Origin of the sequence: Pseudomonas fluorescens, assembly GCF_001708445.1 — a bacterium.
Taxonomy (GTDB): Bacteria; Pseudomonadota; Gammaproteobacteria; order Pseudomonadales; family Pseudomonadaceae; genus Aquipseudomonas; species Aquipseudomonas gorinensis.
In genome coordinates, this window is record NZ_CP015637.1 from 5,648,694 (window position 1) to 5,670,304 (window position 21,611).

A 21,611-nucleotide genomic window follows, 5' to 3' on the forward strand; every position below is an offset into this window, starting at 1 on the left:
CAAGAATCGCCCTCACACGAAACGGAGAAATCGCATCATGACCGATCAGCAACCATCTATTGAACAACAACCCTCCCTCTATACACGTCTTGGTGGTTATGACGTTATTTATCAGTTCGCGGGCGCAGTTTTAAGGAAAACAATGGCACATCCTGTCATTGGCCACATTTGGGCGCATATGTCCGAGTCGACTTTCCAAAAGGAACATATCAACTTTGTCGACTTTCTTTCCCAACACTGGGGGGGCAGCGCCAAATATCGCGGGAGAGACATGGTTACCGCCCATCGTGGCATGGGACTTACCGAGGAGCACTGGCAAGCCACGCTCGATTGTCTGGAGGAGTGCTACAACGACTACGACCTGGCGCCGGAGCTACGCAAGGAGGTCAACGACTTTTTGGTCAAGTTCAAACCCGCCGTGATCGGCAGCCCGTCCTATCGAGACGTGGTTCTCGCTCACCCTGAAATGGACCCGGCCAAGGGCATGAAAAGCGTTGGCGTTATCTGGCCCAAACACGGCAAGTCCGCTGAACAGGAAACCGTCCCCAAGTTGGAACAGTAAGCCTGCTCGGCCACATGAGCATCGATACCCCCTGGGGCGAAGCAGTCCTCCACAACCAAGTGCCGCTCGGTCACTGGCGCCAGCTTAGGACCAGGCCCCGCAGCGGCGAGCCTCTCGAACAGTCAAATGATCAGAAAAAGACGTCCACGGGCGTCTTTTTTTGTGCCTGAAATCCAATAAATACGGGGTTCAGGGCTACTGGGGCTTTTCAGATTTTTTGAGTTCCAGGCTGATGGCCGTGTTGAACGGGGCAATCTGCCGCGCCTCGTCGATGCGTAAGCCACTCGCAGCTCACGAAAGCCTTTCAATCCATTGTCTCGGTGCCCGTACGGCCTAAGACCTGCGCGAGATGGCCGCGCCGTGGCGGATGGAGGACCTGTTCAACCTCACGCTTCGGCTGACTCATCGATTCATCCAGGATAAGCAGGCGATTTTCCGCGAGCGGATCGCTTCTAAAGGCTGGCGCTAGCGCGGACTTTGTTGTGCCTCGCTTAACCCGAGAGGCCGTATAAAATTGTTTTTCTAAATCATTCTCAACAATAAAAATAGCAAGTTAGCCAACTAACTACTTTCAAACACTCGTCCAAATAGACAATCATTCCGCCCCCATCGCTTAAACAGCAAACCCACCCACAATTTTATTTTCACATATATTTTACATTCCCCTACATATGCTAATGTCATTACGACATCAACGCTGTTCAGCCAGGTTCAAGGAGTGTGTATGACCGGCGTATTGGCATCCGTTAACAGCCGCACCCAGCTGGTCGGTCAGAACCGACTTGAACTGCTGCTATTCCGTTTCAACAATCACCAGCTGTATGGGATCAACGTATTTAAAGTCCGGGAAGTTATACGCTGCCCGAAGTTATCATCAATACCAAAGTCTAATAGCAACATTTGTGGCGTCGCCAACATCCGAGGTGTCTGCATTCCTATTCTTGACCTGGCCATGGCCACTGGGTTGCCCGGCGTCGAGGATCAGGAAAGCGCTTTTATAATACTTACGGAGTACAACAACCGCGTTCAGGGTTTTCTGGTCTATGCGGTCGAGCACATCGTCAATTTGAACTGGGAAGACATCCATCCGCCCCCCAAGGGCAGCGGTGAGAACAATTACCTGACTGCCGTTACACGCACGGATGATCGCCTGGTCGAGATCATCGATGTGGAAAAGGTGCTGACAGAAATCTCGCCATCCTCCGAGGAAATCTCCAGCGGCGTGGTGGAACACGAGGTCAGCCAGCGGGCTAAGCACCTGCGGGTGCTGACCGTGGATGACTCGATGGTCGCGCGTAAGCAAGTGACCCGCTGCCTGGAGACCGTGGGCGTCGAGGTGGTGGCCTTGAACGATGGGCGCCAGGCGCTTGATTACCTGCGGGCCATGCTCGACGAGGGGCGCAAGCCGGAGGAGGAGTTCCTGATGATGATCTCCGACATCGAAATGCCAGAGATGGACGGTTACACCCTGACCGCTGAAATCCGCCACGACCCGCGCATGGCCAAGCTGCACATCGTGCTGCACACCTCACTCTCGGGCGGGTTCAACCAGGCGATGGTCAAGAAAGTCGGCGCCGATGACTTCCTCGCCAAGTTCCGCCCCGATGACTTGGCCGGCCGCGTGGTCTCACGAATCAAGGCGGCCACCCCGAACTGACGCTTTACGACAACAACACTCAAGCCAAGGAGGCTGTAGGGAAACGAATAAGAACAAAATGACAGAGGGCTAATCATGTTGAAATGCAATGAGCTCTACCACCTGACCACCGGCAGTGAAGAAAGACCGTTCTGGAAGGACCGCGCGAATGACGCTCAGCCTGATATCCAGTGCGCCATGGGCTGTGGCGCGCAACCTTCCGATCCGGGGCCGCAACCAGACTCAGGCCTGCCGCAAGAAACGCTGACCGCAGCGATTTCGACCACCCCCACCAGCATGAAAGACGAGCTGGCCGCCGCCCAGGAAATCTGTTCTCGGGCCAAGACCGCCGTTGTCGAGATGTTCAGCCACGCCCGCATGGGCCGCTCCCTGGAGCTCGAACAGGTCGGCGCGCTGGTCGACGACATTTCTGCTTCGATCGCACGCCACCCCAATGCCTTTATCAGCCTCGCACGCCTTAAAAGCATCGACGATTACACCTATATGCACTCGGTCGCCGTGTGTGCCCTGATGATTGCCCTGGGTAATCAATTGGCCCTGCCGGCGCCATTGATTCGCCGGGCGGGGCTGGCCGGGCTGCTGCACGACATCGGCAAAATGGCCATCCCGGGCGCCATCCTCAACAAGCCGGGGCGCTTGAGCGGCGACGAATTGCAGCTGGTTCGCACCCATCCGCTGGAAGGTGAGAAAACCCTGGTGGCGACAGCGCAGATGTGCGAAATGGTCGTGGACGTGTGCCTGCATCATCACGAAAAAGTCGACGGCACGGGCTACCCCCATCAACTGGCGGGAGAACAAATCAGTCTTTTTTCTCGAATGGCCGCGGTGTGTGACGTCTATGACGCGATCACCTCGGACCGTTCCTATAACCAGGGTTGGGACCCTGCGGTCGCCATCCAGCAAATGTCGACCTGGGACGGGCATTTCGATGATGAGGTATTCCGGGCATTCCTGAAGTCCGTGGGTATCTACCCCGTCGGTTCTATCGTGCAATTGAAAAGCGGTAGTATTGGCGTCGTCATCGAACAACATGCCGACTCATTATTGACGCCAAAAATAAAGTTATTCTTTCTTCCGGTTTTAAATATTTACATAACCCCCCGAATAATCGACTTGAGTGATCCGGCACAAACCGACCGAATCATTGCGCGCGTGCCCCCGCAGCGCTATGGCTTTAAAAATACCGAGCGTTTATGGCTCGACGATACCGCTCACGAACAGCACTGAACCAATAAGCTGTACCGCATATATCTATGCGTAAGCAGCCCATGATTAAGCGTTAAGCCTTGCGTGCAAAACAACACTCGAATACCGACATCCCATTATGTTGGTAACTACTAGCAAGGGCAGGAAATACCATGAAATTCAACTCATTGCAGACGCGCATATGCTTCACCGCCGGACTCTGCCTGTTTATCTCGTGCGCGAGTCTGGTCTTATATGGGCTTTATTCCTCGAATGCCAACCAGGCCTATGTGGGCACTGAAGTTTCCGCATTGATTGAAAGCGCCACCATCCGTGAAGTGCAAAACCTCGCGGAGTCCCGCGCCAACGTCATTAAGGCAAAGTTGCAGAATGCCTTGAATGCCGCGCGCGCACTGGCTGATGTGCTGGGGGCCAGCAAGGCTGCACAAAGCCCGTTGACGCTGGGCCGGGATCAAATCAATACGATGCTACTGAGCGTGCTCAAGGACAACCCCGACTTCAACGGCACCTATTCGTGCTGGGAACCGGATGCGTTGGACGGCCAGGATCAGGCATTTCGTAACAACGAGGGCGGTAACAACCCGTTGACCGGCCGCTTCACTCCTTATTGGACGCGCAGTTCGGATGGCCACATTGCCGTGCAGCCACTGGTCGAGTATGACTCCGATGCCCGTCATCCCAACGGCGTGCCCAAGGGCGGCTGGTACTCGGGCCCTCGGGATACCCAGAGGGAAAGCGTGCTGGACCCGATCCCCTATGTGGTGCAAGGCAAGAATGTATGGCTGACAACCCTCTCGGTGCCGATCACCGCGAACGGCAAGTTTTACGGGGTGGTGGGCGCTGACTTCGATATCTCGTTCATCCAGAAACTCAGCGAGCAGATGTCCGCCGACCTGTATGGCGGCAACGGCTCCGTATCGATCCTGAGCCATCAAGGGTTGGTGGTGGCTGACAGTAAACGGCCGGAACTGATCGGCCAACCGTTGAAGACGCTGCTGCCCGACACCTGGGACAAGGTGCTGGCCAATGTGCAGAAAGGCCAGGGGGACAGCCGACTCAACCAGGACTCCCAGGAAATCGAAGTGCAGATGCCCATCACCCTGGGCCGCAGCGAAAAACCTTGGGCCATCCTGATCCACTTGCCCAAGGCCGTGGTCATGAGCCAGGCCATAGCCCTGGAAAAGGAACTGCAATCACGCGGCGTCAAGAGCAGCATCTGGCAGGTGTCGGTTGGCGTGGCCATTTCCCTGCTGGCGCTGCTTGCACTGTGGTTTGCCACCGCGAAAATCGTCGGGCCGATTCGTGAAGCCGCCGCCTTGGCGGCCAACATCAGCCTGGGGGACTTCTCGCGTCGTCTGGTGCAAAAATCCGAAGATGAAGTCGGCCAATTGTCCTTTGCCTTGAACGATATGTCGGAAAGCCTGCAACGCCAGGTGCGGGTGGCCGAACGCATCTCCGAAGGAGACCTGGACCTGGAAGTGCGCCTGTCCTCGCCCAACGACACCTTGGGCAAATCCCTGGAGAAAATGGTCGGCAACTTGAACGCCTTGATCTCCCAGGTGCAGGCCAGCGCCACGCAAATCACCGGCAGCTCGGCGCAGGTCACCGAATTGAGCCAGTCACTCTCCGACGGGGCCTCCAACTCGGCGTCATCCATCACCGAAATCAGTGCGGTCATGACCCAAATGGCAGCGCAGACCAGCGACAACGCCGCCAACGCCAAAAAGGCCGATGAGCAATCCCAGGCGTCGCGTGCCGACGCGGGGGAAAGTGACAAGCTGATGAGCGAATTGATTGCAGCCATGGCCGAGATCGACAATTCGGGCAAGGACATCACCGCCATCATCACCACCATCGACAACATCGCCGCCCAGACCAACCTGTTGGCCCTGAACGCTGCGATCGAGGCGGCACGCGCCGGGGAACTGGGCCGCGGTTTCGCCGTGGTCGCCGACGAGGTCAGGAGCCTGGCCGCCCGTAGCGCGGAAGCAGCCCAGCAAACAGCCGCGCTGATTGCCGACTCGTCGACCAAGACCCAGCGCGGCATGGTGATTGCCGGTCGTACCGCCGACTCACTGAGGAACATTGTCAGCGGTACCAGTGCTGTCTCAAGCCTGGTGTCGCTGATCTACCAAGCCTCCAGTGAACAGGCGTCCGGTTTGCAACAGGCCAGTATCGGCCTGGAGCAGATCGATGAAGTCACTCAGCAGAACCAGGTCAACTCCCAGCAATGCGCGGTGGCTGCCAGGAACCTGTCAGAACGGGCCAACTCCATGCAGCAAGGGTTGAGCCGCTTTAAAGTCAAAGCCTCGTAGCACCTGCAACGGCGCCAGGGGGGCACTGTTCCCCTGGCCCGATACAAGAAACTCCGTCCCTATTCATGAAATATTAAGATTTGCCTCCCTATACTCACCGATTGCGCGCCGTTCCCCCGAACGGCCACTGCTCCGGTAGCCCGCCCCATGACGCGTCCCGTTCCTCTGCTACTCCTGCTGGCTGGTCTGTTGTTCTTCTTTGCGCTGGGTAACCATGAATTGCAAGGCTCCACCGAAGCCCGCGTCGCCGGGATCGCCATGGCCATGCATTTGGACAATGATTGGGTGGTGCCCCGGCTGTTTCGCGAGCCCTTCCTGGAAAAACCACCCCTGAGCCTTTGGCTGGACGCCGGGGCGATTCGCCTGTTCGGCGGCACGCCTGGGGCGGTGCGCCTGGCGTCCGCGTTTGCCGGATTGTTCAGCGTGATGCTGCTCTACGGGATGCTGCGCAAGTTCGGGCGGCCGAAAACACTGGCGTTCTGCGCGGCGTTGATCCTGGCGACCATGGCCAGTTACTGGAGCAATGTGCGTGGGGTGGGTGAGGATGCCTTGCTCAGCCTGGGCGTGACCACCGCACTGCTGGCGTTCTACCAGGCGATGCGCCCCGAATCCGAGCGGCCAGGCTCCACAGCCTGGGCTTGGGCGTTGTTTACCGTTGGGATGGCAATCGCCACCCTGAGCAAAGGCGTGCTGGGCCTGGCGATGCCCGGCATTGTGATTTTTGTCTACCTGGCCAGCACCAGCCTGATGGACAAACGCCTGCGCATCGGTGATTGGCTCCGCCCGGCGCTGTTCACCTTGCTGGCATTGGTACCGTTGCTGATCTGGCTGGGCTTCCTGTTCCAGCGCGGCGGCATGCAGGCCGTGGGCGAAGTGCTGTGGACCAACAGCGTCGGGCGGTTCAGCGGCTCGTTCGTCGAAGCCGGGCACTACGAACCCTTCTACTACTACCTGGTGAAACTGCCGGAAGCGTTTTTGCCGTGGAATATCCTGGTGTACCTGGGCCTGTGGCACTTTCGTAAAAGCCTGGTGCGCAACCGTTACCGCCTGTTCTTCAGCGTGTGGCTGGTGGCGCAATTCACGCTGCTGACCCTGGCCTCAAGCAAACGCACGGTTTACCTGATGGCGTTGACGCCGGCCGCCGCGGTGCTGGCGGCGGAATATGCGCGAGTGCTGCTCGAATGGCTGAAGGCTAACAAGCCGGCGCTGTACCAACACCATCGGCGCGTGGTTGGCGGTGCCTTCACGTTGCTCATCGCCTGCTACCTGGGCGCTGCATTCTGGTACGCGCCCAAGGCTGACGAGCGCCAGTCATTCGTGCCGGTGATCAGTCAGATCCAGGCACTGCAAGCCGAGGGTAAAGAGGTGGTGTTGTTCCAGCCCAACGAGCGAATCGACGGGGCGAGTGTGTTCTACCTGCAGGCTTACTTGCCGATCCTGCAAACCGAGCCGCAGCTGCGCAGTTATCTGGCCGCCAAACCCGGCAACGTTGCGTTGCTGGATCGCACCGAGCAACTGAGCGGCAAGGTGACGGTGATCAAGGAGATGGCAATCAATCGCCAGCCTTACTACTTCATCGAGCAGTAAGGCCGGCACGGGACATCAGTGCTTGGTGAGTTTGTCCAGGTAACCCATGGCAAACGCCGAGACCACGAAGGTCATGTGGATGATCACGTACCACATCAGGTGCTGCGGATCGACGTTCTTGGCGTCCATGAAGATGCGCAGCAAGTGGATGGAGGAAATCGCCACGATGGAAGCCGCCACTTTCATCTTCAGCGACGAAGAGTCCATGGTGCCCAACCAGTTGAGCTTTTCCTTGTTGTCATCGATATCCAGCTGCGAGACGAAGTTCTCGTAGCCGGAAATCATCACCATCACCAGCAAGCCGCCGACCAGGGCCATGTCGATCAACGACAGCAGCACCAGGATCAGTTCGGACTCGGCCATCGAGAACACGCTCGGCAGCAGGTGAATCACTTCCTGGAAGAATTTCAGCGCCAGCGCCAGCAACCCCAGGGACAAGCCGAAATAGATCGGCGCCAGCAGCCAACGCGAGGCGTACATAGCATTTTCGATAAAGCGTTCCATTGGTTCTCACACAGCTTGGCTAGAAATGGCGGCGAGTATACCAGCCGCCACCAAGCACCTGTAACCGCGAGAAAACTGACCTGGGCGGCATCTGTAAGAGAATTTTTCTGCTAGTGTCGAGCCCATCAACTCGGCTTCGATGATGTCGGACAGGAAAATTCAAATGATGGATGTGCGATCCCCTTTGGCCCGTTTTGGCCTGTGTGCGGCGTTGCTGATGATCGGCGGCTGCTCACCCAGTGATGAGCAGAAGCAGGCCACCCTCGAAGAGAAAACCGCAAAGTTCGAACAGTCGCTCGACAGTATCCAGGACCCCAAGCTGCGCGACGCCATCGCCGACCTCGGCGGCTCGCTGCTGTTGCTCGAACGGGCGCGCGCCAAGCTCGCCAGCAAGCCCATCGAGACCGAATACGGCGAAGACAGCCTCGCCCTGCTCAAGCACTACCCCACGCCCCAGGCCCTGGTCGACACCTATATCAACGGCTTGTTCGTGCTGCGCAAGACCTCCCACTCCGACTACCTGACCGATCTGCAGCCGATCTTCCCGTTCAATTTCAATACACCGGACCAGTTCCCGTTCCCTCACGGCCTGGAGTGGCAGTCCGTCACCTTGAGCAACAACAAAGTCATCCCGTTCCAGCCGGAATGGTCGGAGACCGATCCCGGCATCCAGTTGAGCCCCAGCAGTTCCAACCTGACCAACCCCGATGACCTGACGGTGACCTACCCGTTCATCGATGGCATCGAGACCGAAAACAAGAGCCAGCCGCAGCCCGTCCGCCTCAAGGGCACGGTGGAAGTGATCGCGCCGGGCAAGGTGTTGACGTTCGATTTGTCGAAGCAGGACGTGGGCCACAAGCGCACTGAAGGCAATATCACCGTCAACCTGATGTTGCTTGAGAAGAACTACGCCGAGATCGAACTGACCAACAGCGAACCGCTGGCGCCACAGGTCGGTGAGGATTCCCCCAACCCCTTGCTGGTGCAAGCACGTGACAGCACCGGGCAATTTCTCACCCGTTCCGGCTCGATCAATGAAAGCAACGCGCAGGTGGCCTTCTACGAGAAACAATTGGCGCAGATGCAAAAGCAGAAGGTCTGGTCGGATGCGTTTGAAAAGCAGCTGACCGAGGAGCAGAAAGCCTTCGAACACAAGCAGAGCAGTCATTACGCCAAGGTGTATTTCAATGGCCTGATCGACAACCTGCAAATCAACGTGCTGGATTTCTCCACCGCCACCGTCACCCGCAAGGACCTCGACCTGCCGGTACTGCGCTTCGACAAGAACAGCCTGCAACAAACCGTACAGGCCCTGCCGATGCCGGTCACCGTGTATGACGACGGCGCCGCCGCCTGGCTCAAGGGCGCGACGATGACCGAGGAGCAACTGAAAAACAGCGTCACCATCAGCCAGTCCGTCGACGACGCCAGCGCCGCGCATATCGTGTTCGATCACCCGTTCACCTTTAATGATGAACTGGTGGGCAACGAGCGCAATAGCAGCGAGTCGCCAGTGACGTTCTTCGCCGCCGATGAGAAAGGCGAACGTGGGGAGCCCATCGAGTTGCCGACCGAAGCGTATGAATTGAACCCGGCGCGCGGCACGCTCACCTACGACCTTAACCTGTTCCCGGAAAACCCGGCCTATGTGGTGGGTTCGATCCCGCTGTTCCTGGCAACGATCGAGAAAGGCGAGATCGACGTGACCAAGCTGCCCAAGGGTCTCTCTCTGAAGGACAACGCGCTGGTTGTCGACCAGAAAGAATTCCCCGCCGACAGCTGGCGTTTCTACGCCAAGGACGCCAGCGGCAATTACCTCAAGGAAATTCTCGGCGTGAGCCACCGCGCCGAGGAATACGGCACGGCGTTGTTCGATGTGCATTACTTCTATGGCCAGCCGACCGCACTGGAAAGCTATCAACGCACTGACCTGAGCACCGTGCAATACGGTTTCGAGGTCAAGCTGGACAAGCCCGAGGGCAAATGACCGAGCTTACAGGGCCAGACACTCCTGGCTGCCATTGAGCTGGCGTAAATGAGCCTGCATATGCAGACACCATATTTGCGGATCTGGCACCAGCTCATAGCCATGCAGGGTGAGGCTATCCACAATCGATTGCAGCATGTTTTCTGCCACGAAGGGCCCATGGAACGGGCCCTGGGACTTGATGGTGGAAGGCTGCTCGCCGGTCATTCCGGCGGCAAATAGCAAGGTCCACATCCCGTTATCCCCCGCGAGAGGGCGAATGGAACATTCAATACGGGTAACCAGGCCCAGGCACTGGCGGGTAAGGCAAAGGTTGCGCGGCATGGCGGCGACCCTCGGTAGATCGGTGTTCAGCCCCGATGACACGGCGAGACTGTCTCTATCCTGCGACTCCTGTGGATATCCCTAAGCTCAGAATAGAAGAAAACCACGACAAACCAAGGTTGTAGGGACCAACGGCGTTGCGCTCTCAGGCGGAGTCAATTTAGTGACGAACCTGCTTAACCCGTGGCGAGCGGGCCTGCTGTGGCAAGCAGGCTTGTTGCGGCGGTTTTTTGTGGAGGCTTTTTGTGGCGAGCGGGCTTGCCCTAATGCCGTTCAGTTAAGGCTTTTTTGTAGGAGCGAGCTTGCTCGCGAAGAACTTACAGGCGCCGCGTTCATTCAGGAAACACGCGTTATCGTTGACGTTTTTCGCGAGCAAGCTCGCTCCTACAGAAGGCGATGTACGCTTAACTGCCCCCCATTTTTGCAATACTGATTAACGGGCGATGTGGTTGGCTTGCTTAAATCTATCCGGCGTCTGTTTGGGGCTTGCCCCAGCGCCACGATGAGAGTCGCGCCTGACGATCCTTAAAAGCCCGTCGGCTTCTGAAGCCGATTTTTATGTCAGGATCTTCGCCAGGCCGGTAGGCCGTTCACGTCATCCGTTGTTCAGCTATCGCAAAACCTGAAGGGTGAATTGTGGTACTGCAACAACCGCAGGGTCAGGCGTTCAAGGCGTCTGGCCCTGCTTCATATTGCGCATGGTGAGCCGCTATCGCCCAAGCGATACGCGCCAGTTTGTTGGCCAGGGCACAGGCCACCACATTCGAGTGTCGTCGGCGCAGCAGCGCTCGCACCCAGTCGGCCAAAGCCCCCTTCTGATGATCCAGCCTCTGCATGTAAACCCTGGAGCATTGCACCAGCAGTTGCCGCAGGTGCTTGTCACCCCGCTTGCTGATCCCCAACAAATTGGCTTTGCCGCCCGTGCTGTACTGTCGCGGCACCAAGCCCACTGAAGCCGCAAAATCGCGACTGCATCGGTATTGCTTGCCATCGCCCATTTCTACAGCCAGAAGGCTGGCGGTGATCGGACCGACACACGGCATGCTAAGCAAACGGCTCCCCAGATCATCGTCGGCCAGCTGGCAAGCCAGTTGTTTGTCCAGTTCCTTGATCTGTTCATCCAGGTAAACGAAGTGATCGTGCAGGCGTTGCAACAGCACTGTCAGCCGCACAGGCAGCTCATGCTCGGCCAAAACAGCTGCCAAACGCTTCATGATGGCTGAGCCTTTGGGCAGGCTGATGCCAAATTCCAGCAGGAAACCGTGCATCTGATTGGCTGTCTTGGTGCGGTCATGCACCAACGACTCGCGCATGCGATGCAGGACAGACAGGGTTTGCTGAGACTCGGTTTTAGGCGTAACGAAGCGCATGGACGGACGGGAAGCCGCCTCGCAAATGGCCTCTGCGTCGATAAAGTCATTTTTGTTGCCCTTGACGAAAGGGCGGACAAACTGCGGTGAAATCAACTTGGTCGTATGCCCCATCGCCGCAAGCTGACGGGCGATGAAGTGAGAGCCGGCACAGGCTTCCGTTACCACGACGCAGCTCGGCAAGTTGCCGAAGAACCGCATCATCTGCGCTCGCGAGAGCTTTTTGCGAAACACCTCGCGGCCCGATTTGTCTTGGCCCAGAAGGTGGAAATTATGTTTGCCGAGATCGATCCCGATCAGCGCTGACTCGCTCATGATGATGGCCTCCAAAAACAAAACACCCTGCGAAAGCGTAGCCCTCGCAGGGTGTGGGGGTGACCATCTCATTAGCCCGCTTGTAGGAGCGAGCTTGCTCGCGAAGAACTCATAGGCACCGCGTGTATCCAGGATGCACGCGTTATCGTTGACGTTTTTCGCGAGCAAGCTCGCTCCTACAGCGGGCTTCTCAGTCAAGCAACTGCAATCAAGCGCTGTACACCGGCAGCTTCTTGCAGATGGCCTTGACCTTCTCACGAACCGCGTCGATCACGGCTTCGTTGTTCAGGTCTGCCAGGATGTCGCAGATCCAGCCCGCCAGTTCCTTGCACTCTGCTTCCTTGAAGCCACGAGTGGTCACAGCCGGGGTGCCGAAGCGCAGGCCGGAGGTGACGAACGGCGAACGTGGATCGTTCGGCACGGAGTTCTTGTTCACGGTGATGAAGGCTTTGCCCAGGGCAGCGTCAGCATCTTTACCGGAAATGTCCTGCTTGATCAGCGACAGCAGGAACAGGTGGTTTTCCGTACCGCCGGATACCACGTCAAAACCGCGTGCGATAAACACGTCGGCCATGGCCTTGGCGTTTTTCACCACTTGTTGCTGGTAGACCTTGAACTCAGGCTGCAGCGCTTCCTTGAAGCAGATGGCCTTGGCGGCGATCACGTGCTCCAGCGGGCCACCCTGGGCGCCTGGGAATACGGCGGAGTTCAGCTTCTTCTCGATCTCGGCGTTGGCGCGTGCCAGGATCAGGCCGCCACGTGGACCGCGCAGGGTCTTGTGGGTGGTGGTGGTGACCACGTCAGCAAAGGGTACCGGGTTCGGGTAGACGCCCGCGGCGACCAGACCGGCCACGTGGGCCATGTCGACGAACAGGTACGCGCCGACTTTGTCAGCGATGGCGCGGAAGCGTGGGAAGTCGAGGATCTGCGAGTAAGCAGAGAAACCGGCGACGATCATTTTTGGCTTGTGCTCGATCGCCAGGCGCTCGACTTCGTCGTAGTCGATCAGGCCGTTGGCATCGATACCGTATTGAACGGCGTTGTACAGCTTGCCGGAGGAGGAAACGCTGGCGCCGTGGGTCAGGTGACCGCCGTGGGCCAGGCTCATGCCCAGGATAGTGTCGCCGCCTTGCAGCAGGGCCAGGTACACGGCGCTGTTGGCTTGGGAGCCGGCGTGTGGCTGGACGTTGGCGTAATCGGCGCCGAACAGTTCTTTGGCACGGTCGATGGCCAGTTGCTCAACCACGTCGACGTACTCGCAGCCACCGTAGTAGCGCTTGCCTGGGTAGCCTTCGGCGTACTTGTTGGTCAGAACCGAACCTTGAGCCTCCATCACCGCAGGGCTGGTGTAGTTTTCCGAAGCGATCAGCTCAATGTGCTCTTCCTGGCGCACGGCTTCTTGCTCCATGGCGGCGAAGAGATCGGCGTCGTACTTGGCAATAGTCAAATCACGGCTGAACATGGCGGTCCTCAAGGATCGGGGGGCAGAAAAGGAGGGCATTCTAACCCAATGGGTTTTAGATGGCATATGAAAGGACATCATGTCGCGGACAAGTGGGATTCACTTAGGGATGAGCGGTGTCATTACCGGCCTCATCGGGGGCAAGCCCCGTCCCACATCTGGAGCGCATTCCCCTGTGGGAGGGGGCTTGCCCCCGATGAGGCCAGTGGCTTCACCACAAAATTTCAGTCGAACATGAACAGCGCGTCGTTGCTGAACTGTGCCTCGAACCGATTCGCCGGCATCGGCCGCCCGAACAGATAACCCTGCACCTCGTCGCAACCGTGCTCGCGCAGGAAGTCCAGCTGCTCATGGGTTTCCACACCCTCGGCGATTACCGCCAGGTTGAGGCTGTGGGCCATGGCGATGATTGCCCGGGCGATTTGCGCATCCTGCTCGCCGGACGGCAGGCCGTCGACGAAGGTGCGGTCGATTTTCAGCACATCGATGGGGAATTGCTTGAGGTAGTTGAGTGACGAATAACCGGTGCCGAAGTCGTCCACCGCAATGCTCAGCCCCAGGTTTTTCAGGCTGTCGAGGATGTGCATGGCTTCGTTGACTTCGCGCATCAGGATACTTTCGGTCAGCTCCAGCTCCAGGCACGCCGGCGGCAGGCCGGTGTCTTTGAGGATGGTGGCGATGCGCGTGCCCAGTTGGCCGTCGGAGAACTGCCGCGCGGAGATGTTCACCGAGACTTTCGGCACGCGCACCTTGTTCTGGTGCCAGGTCTTGAGCTGGCGACAGGCTTCGCTGATCACCCAGTCCCCCACGTCCACTACCAGGCCCAACTCTTCGAGCACCGGAATGAAGTCCCCTGGCGGCACCAGGCCACGGCGCGGGTGGCGCCAACGCAGCAAGGCTTCGGCCCCGGTCAGGCGTTTGCCGTCGCCGCTGAACTGCGGCTGGTAATAGAGCACGAATTCGTTTTGGTCCAGGGCGTGGCGCAGGTCGCTTTCCAGCTCCAGGCGTTCCAGGGCGCTGGCGTTCATGTCGGCCTGGTAGAACTGGAAGTTGTTCTTGCCACGTTCCTTGGCGTGATACATCGCGGTGTCGGCGTTTTTCATCAGCTGGCTCAGCTCGTTGCCGTCCTGGGGGCTGAGGGCGATGCCGATGCTGGCGGTCACAAAGAACTCGCGACCCTCCAGCACAAACGGCTTCACCAGGCTGGCGAGAATCTGTTCGGCGACATGGATGGCGCGGTTCAGTGCCATTTCGCGGCTGACCCGCGGTTGCAGGAGCAAGGTGAACTCGTCGCCGCCCATGCGCGCCACGGTGTCGTCTTCGGCGACGCAGCCAAGCAGGCGGGTGGCCATTTCCTTGAGCATGCGGTCGCCAGCGGCATGGCCCAGGGAGTCGTTGATCGGCTTGAAACGGTCGAGGTCGAGGAACATCAGCACCACCCACGACTTTTGCCGTTCCGCCGACTGCAGCGCGGTGTGCAGGCGGTCCTGGAACAGGGTGCGGTTGGGCAGGTGGGTCAGGGCGTCGTAGTACGCCAGGCGGTGGATGCGTTGTTCGCTGGCCTTGCGCTCGCTGATATCGCTGAAGAAGCACACATAGCTGGCCAGGTCGCCTTCATCGTCGAACACGGCGGTAATGCCCACCCAGGCCGGGTAATGCTCGCCATTACGGCGCTTGAGCCACACCTCGCCTTCCCAGGTGCTGTGCTGGTGCAGTTGCTTGAGCACGTAGCGCAGGTGCGCTTCCTGTTGTTCGTCGACGGTGAGCATGTTCGGCAGTTGATCGAGCACATCCGCCACCTCATAACCGCTGACTCGGCTGAATGCCTCGTTGGCTTGCACGATGTAGCCTGCCGGATCGGTGATCAGGATCGCCGACGTGGAGTGCTCGAAGACCGTGGCCGCCATGCGCAGGTCTTTCTCGGCGCGGCGTTGCTGGCTGATATCACGGCCCACGCCGAGGATGCCCTCGAACGCACCGTGGTCGTCCCACACCAGCACCAGGCGCAGTTCGATGGGCACTTTGCGCCCATCGGCGCGCAGGCAGTCGAACAGGAACAGTTGGGTCTGCACGTCGTCACGCAAGCGGGTCAGCGCCTCGGCGTCGCCCAAGGCACGGCTGACCTGTTCGACCAGGCTATAGATGCCGGCCAGTTGCTGCGGGTTGGCGATGATCGACTGCCAGCCGTTCTTGAACACCCAGTCCACGTCATAGCCCAGTACGGCATTGACCGAGGGGCTGATGTAGTTGAGCGCCAATTGGCTGTCGGTGGAGCAGATCACGTCGCTGATGCTTTCAGCCAGCATGCGGTAGCGCTGTTCGCTGTCACGCAGGGATTCGCTGGCTTCGATCTGGTCGGTGATGTCCTTGGCCACGCCGATGATGCGCGTGACTTGTGCGGATTTGTCACGCGCCAAGGCTTGTTCACGTATATCGAAACGCCGCCATTGGTTATTGCGGTGACGGAAGCGCAGTTGGCATTGCAACTGCGTTGAATAGCCGGCCTGGCGCTGCTGTTGGCGCAAGTCATGGTAATGCTCGGCATCTTCGGGGTTCAGCAGGATTTCCCAGAAGTACTCACCCATTTGCTGCAATTCGGCTTTGTTGTAGCCGAGGGTGTGGCCCAAGTGGTGGTTGCTGAAAATCATGCGCTGGCTGATCACGTCCTGCACATACAGGTGATCCGGCACGGTGCGCACCACGTCCGACCAGAAGCTTTCACGCTCCACCAACGACAATTCGATCAGCTTTCGGCTGGTGATATCACTGATGCTGAGGATCACCGCCTTGAAGTCGTCCTGCTGCTCCGGCAAGCGCATCACCAGCCACAGGTATTGCTCATTGCCTGCGACATCACTGAGCTGGATCTCCAGCTCCAGCTGGTTTTGCTGGGTCAGGACCGCTTCGAGCACCTGGTAACCGATGGCCGTGGCGTTACGCGGGCAGTCGTCAATCAGGCGTTCCCAGGCTTGCTCGCACGAGGTCACGTTCAGCAGGCGCACGGCGACCTGGTTGACCTCGGTGATACGCAGCTCCTTGAGCAGTTGCCGGCGCTCCTCGGGATGGTCGCGCAGCCAGGCGTGCAACTGCTCGCGGGTGTGCACGCTGGCCTTGTCGAAAAACGTGTAGAGGCCCGACAAGTCGAGCACGCACAGGGCCACGCCGGTGCCTTCGAAAATATCCTGGTAGCGCCGCCGGCCCTCATGCACCTGGCGCTGACGACGACGCATGTTCAGCAGCACGATCACCGGCACCAGCGAGAAGGCCAGGCCCAGCAGGCACTTGCCGATAAACGCGGGCAGCAGTTGTTCCAGCACCGCGTTGCGGTCGAACAGGCCACGCAATTGCCAGTCGCTTTTGCTCAGGGGCGTGACCAGCACGCTTTTATTCAACTCATCCGGCGTCAGGGCGCTGGCCCATTGTGTCGGCATGCCGCTGTCGCGACCGACCACGCGGTGGTTCAGGCGGTTCTCGATGACCCACATGGGGCGCTGGCCTTGGCCGTCCTGGCGGGTCAGGTTGACCAGGTAGCTGGGGTCCAGGCGCAGGACCCAGTACATCCTCGAGCCGCCGCTGGGCTGATGCAGCAACAGATAGATGAGGGTGCCGTCGTTGTTGTTGCTCAAATAGTAGGACTGGGCGTGGCTGCGTTGCACCAGTTCCTCCAGCCAGGCGCTGTCCTGGCTATCCGTGGCACTGTCGCTGATCAGTGCACCGCTGGGGGCGAGGAGGGCGATGCTGCGCAATTCCGGCAACGAGCGCTGCAAGGTGCGCATCAGCACCTGTTGCTGTTCGCTGTCACGCGGCGGCTCGACCATGGGCAGCAGGTTCAGGGCGATCTTTGCGCTCAGGGCCATGTTCAGGCTGATCTGTTCAGCCAGGTCGGCACTGTAGTCGATGGTGTATTGCTGCTGGTTTTTCTGGTTTTGCTGCAGTTGGTCGAGCAGTTGCCAGAACAATAGCGCAAGCAGCATGAGGACGAGCGTCGCCAAAGCGCCTTTGAGGGTGCCGTGCAGGGGCGCTCCCGGCGCTATATGAGCGGCGCGCAGAGGAGTGGGCGGCGTGACTTTGGACAAGCTGTGATCCTGCGGTTTGGCTGGACTGGCGCGCGACGTGCACTATAAGCCGGACGCCCGGAGGGCGGCTAGCATGCCTTGAGTTGTGGCAAAGTGCCAGCCCTGCCTGGCTGGACTGGCCAGACGCATTCAGGTAGCTTTGCCGGTTACGCGGGGGCGTTCCAGCCCCAGATATTCAGGCTTTTTCCGCTCGCTGGCATTGATGATAGTCAACGGCCCGCGCGGCGCATGGCCTGGCACGGGCTTCGCCCGCTCAATTCATCAGTCACTGACGCTAGGTTCACCATGGCTCAATACGTCTTCACCATGCATCGGCTGGGCAAAGTTGTCCCTCCGAAGCGGGAAATCCTGAAAAATATTTCGCTGTCCTTTTTCCCCGGCGCCAAGATCGGCGTGCTCGGCCTCAACGGTTCGGGTAAGTCCACCCTGTTGAAAATCATGGCTGGCGTCGACACCGAGTTCGAGGGCGAAGCCCGCCCGATGCCCGACCTGAACATCGGCTACCTGCCGCAAGAGCCGATCCTGGACCCGACCAAGACCGTGCGTGAAGTGGTTGAAGAAGCCGTCAGCGTGATCAAGGACGCCCAGGCTCGCCTGGACGAGGTCTACGCCGCCTACGCCGAACCGGATGCCGACTTCGACAAGCTGGCTGCCGAACAGGCCAAGCTCGAAGCCATCCTGCAGGCCGGCGACGGTCACAATTTGGAGCGCCAGCTGGAAGTCGCCGCCGATGCGCTGCGCCTGCCGGCGTGGGACGCCAAGGTCGAGCACCTGTCCGGCGGTGAAAAACGTCGCGTGGCCCTATGCCGCCTGCTGCTGTCGGCCCCCGACATGCTGCTGCTCGACGAACCGACCAACCACTTGGACGCCGATTCTGTCGCCTGGCTGGAACACTTCCTCCATGACTTCCCCGGCACCGTGGTTGCGATCACGCACGACCGGTACTTCCTGGACAACGTGGCCGGCTGGATCCTCGAGCTCGACCGTGGCGCCGGTATCCCTTACGAGGGCAACTATTCCGGTTGGCTGGAAGCCAAGTCCGACCGTCTGGCCGCCGAATCCAAGCAGCAATCGGCCCACGAAAAAGCCATGAAGGAAGAACTGGAGTGGGTGCGCAAAGGCGCCAAGGCCCGCCAGTCCAAATCCAAGGCCCGTCTGCAACGCTTCGAAGAAATGCAGTCGCAGGAATTCCAGAAGCGCAGCGAAACCAACGAGATCTACATCCCGGCCGGCCCGCGCCTGGGTGACAAGGTCATCGAATTCAAGAACGTTTCCAAAGGCTATGGCGACCGCGTGCTGATCGACAATCTGTCGTTCTCCATGCCAAAAGGCGCGATCGTCGGCGTTATTGGTGGTAACGGTGCGGGTAAATCCACGCTGTTCCGCATGCTGATGGGCAAGGAAACTCCGGATTCGGGCACCATCGAAGTCGGCGAAACCGTGCAACTGGCGTGTGTCGACCAGAGCCGTGAAGACCTGGATGGCAGCAAGACGGTGTTCCAGCAAATCTCCGATGGTTCCGACCAGATCCGCATCGGCAACTATGAAATTCCGTCGCGTACCTATGTTGGCCGTTTCAACTTCAAGGGCGGCGACCAGCAGAAGTTCGTCAAGGACCTGTCCGGTGGTGAGCGCGGTCGCTTGCACCTGGCCCTGACCTTGAAAGAGGGCGGCAACGTGCTGCTGCTCGACGAACCGTCCAACGACCTCGACGTTGAAACCCTGCGTTCCCTGGAAGAAGCCCTGCTGGACTTCCCAGGCGCCGCCATTGTGATCTCTCACGATCGGTGGTTCCTTGACCGCGTCGCGACCCACATCCTGGCGTACGAAGACGACTCGCAAGCAGTGTTCTTCGAAGGCAACTACACCGAGTACGAAGCGGACCGTAAAAAGCGTTTGGGTGAAGCTGCTGCCCAGCCGCACCGTGTACGGCACAAAAAACTGGCCTGATCCGGCTGGTTTGAAAAAAGCGGAGCCCCTCGGGCTCCGCTTTTTTTTTGCGCGTTTTTCCTGACCCACACCGATCAAATGTGGCAGGGGCTTGCCCTGGTGCCAGTCAGTTAAGGCTTTTTTGTAGGAGCGAGGGGGGCGCCTAGTTCTTGCTCGCGAAAACGCACAGGCGCCGCGTTGATTCAGGAAGCACGCGTTATCGTTGACGTTTTTCGCGAGCAAGCTCGCTCCTACCGGCGTTGGGGCGCGGGCCCCAGATAGCTATTTTCCTATTGGTGCATGACCGGGCTTTGAAATCCCTTTTTAAGTGCGAAAAATCCCCGTTTTCGCGGTTTATTTATATCTAATGCACCATTTAAATTCACAAAGGCGACATTTTGCCCTGTCGCGGTGCGACATGAATTGATAAAGTCCGGCTCAATCTCATTCAAAAACAATCAATTTGCCGAGACTTTTCATGATCGAATCCGTCGAATCCTTCCTTGCCCGCCTCAAAAAACGCGACCCCGACCAGCCGGAATTCCACCAGGCGGTAGAAGAAGTCCTGCGCAGCCTGTGGCCGTTTCTCGAAGCCAATCCTCACTACCTGGCTTCGGGCATCCTGGAGCGCATCTGCGAGCCGGAGCGTGCGATTACCTTTCGGGTTTCGTGGGTGGATGATCACGGCAAGGTTCAGGTCAACCGCGGATTCCGCATCCAGATGAACAGCGCCATCGGCCCCTACAAGGGCGGTCTGCGCTTCCACCCGTCGGTAAACCTGGGCGTGCTGAAGTTCCTCGCCTTCGAGCAGACCTTCAAGAATTCCCTGACCTCGTTGCCCATGGGCGGCGGTAAAGGTGGCTCGGACTTCGACCCCAAGGGCAAGAGCGACGCTGAAGTCATGCGTTTCTGCCAGGCGTTCATGAGCGAGCTGTACCGCCATATCGGCGCGGACGTGGACGTTCCGGCTGGCGACATCGGTGTGGGCGCTCGCGAGATTGGTTTCCTGTTCGGCCAGTACAAACGCCTGAGCAACCAGTTCACCTCGGTGCTGACCGGCAAGGGCATGACCTACGGCGGCAGCCTGATCCGCCCTGAAGCCACCGGTTTCGGTTGTGTGTACTTTGCTGAAGAAATGCTCAAGCGCGACGGCCTGCGGGTTGAAGGCAAGCGCGTGGCGGTGTCCGGCTCTGGCAACGTGGCGCAATACGCGGCGCGCAAGGTCATGGACCTGGGCGGCAAGGTGATCTCCCTGTCCGACTCCGAAGGCACCCTGTACGCCGAAAGCGGTTTGACCGAGGAACAATGGTTGGCGCTGCTGGAAGTGAAAAACGTCCAGCGCGGTCGTATCAGTGAACTGGCCGAACGCTTTGGCCTGGAATTCCGCAAAGGCAAAACCCCTTGGGAGCTGGCCTGCGATATCGCGTTGCCTTGTGCCACCCAGAACGAACTCGACGCCGAAGCGGCCCGCACCCTGCTGCGCAACGGCTGCATCTGCGTGGCCGAAGGCGCCAATATGCCGGCGACGTTGGAGGCTGTGGATATCTTTATCGAGGCGGGCATCCTGTTCGCCCCTGGCAAGGCGTCCAATGCCGGTGGCGTCGCGGTGAGTGGCCTGGAAATGTCGCAGAATGCCATGCGCCTGCTATGGACCGCTGGCGAAGTGGACAGCAAGCTGCACAACATCATGCAGTCGATCCACCACGCCTGCGTGCATTACGGTGAGGAGAACGGCCGAGTCAACTACGTGAAGGGTGCAAACATCGCGGGCTTCGTGAAAGTTGCCGACGCGATGCTGGCGCAGGGCATCGTCTAGGCTTCGGGCTCGATAAGCACTACTTCGATCAACTGGTCGCCGACGGGGCGCTGCCACAGTACCTCGTCGCCCACCTGGGCGCCGAGCAAGGCGCGGCCCAGGGGCGAACCCCAGTTGATCAAGCCAGCGTGGGCATCGGCCTGGTCTTCGCCCACCAGCTGGATGCGTTGTTGTTGGTCCTGTTCATTGGCGAAGGTGACCCAGCTGCCGATCTGCACCTTGTCGGTGGAAGTGGCCGGCGCAACCACTTGGGCGCTCTGCACCCGCTGGTTGAAATAACGCAAATCCCTCTCAAGGTCAGCCTGGCGCTGCTTGTCGGCCTGTTCGCCCTTGGCGGATTCGATGCTGTATGCCTGCTGCAACTGCGCGACCTTGGTCTGCAACTGCGCCAACCCTTGCGCGGTGAGGCGGTTGGGTTGCGCGCTGACCTGGCGTTCTACCGGCAGATCGGCCTGGGCGGCTGCGTTGTCTTCGTTTACAAAAGCTCGGCTCATGACGTTC

Annotated in this window: 14 protein-coding genes; 8 read left to right on the forward strand and 6 right to left on the reverse strand. The window is 59.1% G+C overall.

What is annotated here, in order from left to right; all coding sequences use genetic code 11:
• The first annotated feature begins 37 nt into the window (after positions 1–37).
• The 5 genes from A7317_RS25155 (at position 38) to A7317_RS25175 (ending at position 7,327) form a co-directional block, all read left to right on the forward strand.
• Complete coding sequence (locus A7317_RS25155; RefSeq protein WP_024077479.1) at positions 38–562, forward strand: group I truncated hemoglobin; 525 nt, start codon at positions 38–40, stop codon at positions 560–562.
• A gap of 724 nt (positions 563–1,286) precedes the next feature.
• Complete coding sequence (locus A7317_RS25160) at positions 1,287–2,219, forward strand: chemotaxis protein CheV (RefSeq protein WP_024077482.1); 933 nt, start codon at positions 1,287–1,289, stop codon at positions 2,217–2,219.
• A gap of 75 nt (positions 2,220–2,294) precedes the next feature.
• Positions 2,295–3,446 (forward strand): HD-GYP domain-containing protein, encoded by a 1,152-nt coding sequence (locus A7317_RS25165; RefSeq protein ID WP_024077483.1) that lies wholly within the window; start codon positions 2,295–2,297, stop codon positions 3,444–3,446.
• 131 nt (positions 3,447–3,577) lie between these two features.
• Entirely contained in the window at positions 3,578–5,740 is a 2,163-nt protein-coding gene (locus A7317_RS25170; RefSeq protein WP_024077484.1) for a methyl-accepting chemotaxis protein, read from the forward strand.
• A gap of 147 nt (positions 5,741–5,887) precedes the next feature.
• A complete protein-coding gene (locus A7317_RS25175; RefSeq protein WP_024077485.1) occupies positions 5,888–7,327 on the forward strand; it encodes an ArnT family glycosyltransferase in 1,440 nt (479 codons plus the stop codon).
• Positions 7,328–7,342: 15 nt separating this feature from the next.
• Here the strand turns inward: A7317_RS25175 and A7317_RS25180 are convergent, their stop codons facing one another.
• Positions 7,343–7,831 (reverse strand): TIGR00645 family protein, encoded by a 489-nt coding sequence (locus A7317_RS25180; protein ID WP_024077486.1) that lies wholly within the window; start codon positions 7,829–7,831, stop codon positions 7,343–7,345.
• Between the two features lie 163 nt (positions 7,832–7,994).
• Between A7317_RS25180 and A7317_RS25185 the strand changes: the two genes are divergently transcribed.
• On the forward strand, positions 7,995–9,818 hold the full coding sequence (locus tag A7317_RS25185) for a hypothetical protein (RefSeq protein WP_024077487.1): 1,824 nt from the start codon (positions 7,995–7,997) through the stop codon (positions 9,816–9,818).
• Between the two features lie 6 nt (positions 9,819–9,824).
• Here A7317_RS25185 and A7317_RS25190 read toward each other — a convergent pair whose 3' ends face one another.
• The 4 genes from A7317_RS25190 to A7317_RS25205 all read right to left on the reverse strand — a co-directional run bounded on the left by A7317_RS25190 (position 9,825) and on the right by A7317_RS25205 (position 17,365).
• Entirely contained in the window at positions 9,825–10,142 is a 318-nt protein-coding gene (locus A7317_RS25190; protein ID WP_041161302.1) for a hypothetical protein, read from the reverse strand.
• 659 nt (positions 10,143–10,801) lie between these two features.
• Positions 10,802–11,827, reverse strand: coding sequence for an IS110 family transposase (locus A7317_RS25195; RefSeq protein ID WP_024074122.1), 1,026 nt, complete (start codon positions 11,825–11,827; stop codon positions 10,802–10,804).
• Positions 11,828–12,035: 208 nt separating this feature from the next.
• Complete coding sequence (gene glyA, locus A7317_RS25200; RefSeq protein ID WP_069077049.1) at positions 12,036–13,289, reverse strand: serine hydroxymethyltransferase; 1,254 nt, start codon at positions 13,287–13,289, stop codon at positions 12,036–12,038.
• A gap of 224 nt (positions 13,290–13,513) precedes the next feature.
• Positions 13,514–17,365 carry an EAL and GGDEF domain-containing protein gene (locus A7317_RS25205; protein WP_069077050.1) on the reverse strand — a complete coding sequence of 1,284 codons (3,852 nt, stop codon included), beginning with the start codon at positions 17,363–17,365 and terminating at the stop codon, positions 13,514–13,516.
• 285 nt (positions 17,366–17,650) lie between these two features.
• Here A7317_RS25205 and ettA point away from each other — a divergent pair, with 285 nt between their 5' ends.
• Together ettA and gdhA are read left to right on the forward strand one after the other, a co-directional pair.
• Positions 17,651–19,315, forward strand: a complete 1,665-nt coding sequence (ettA, locus tag A7317_RS25210) for an energy-dependent translational throttle protein EttA (protein ID WP_024077495.1) — start codon at positions 17,651–17,653, stop codon at positions 19,313–19,315.
• A 457-nt stretch (positions 19,316–19,772) separates the two neighbouring features.
• Positions 19,773–21,110, forward strand: a complete 1,338-nt coding sequence (gene gdhA, locus A7317_RS25215) for an NADP-specific glutamate dehydrogenase (protein WP_024077494.1) — start codon at positions 19,773–19,775, stop codon at positions 21,108–21,110.
• On the opposite strand, the gene A7317_RS25220 is transcribed toward gdhA, so the two are convergent.
• Positions 21,107–21,604 (reverse strand): GreA/GreB family elongation factor, encoded by a 498-nt coding sequence (locus A7317_RS25220; RefSeq protein WP_024077493.1) that lies wholly within the window; start codon positions 21,602–21,604, stop codon positions 21,107–21,109. The two genes, gdhA and A7317_RS25220, sit on opposite strands and share 4 nt — an antisense overlap.
• Between the last annotated feature and the right edge of the window lie 7 nt (positions 21,605–21,611).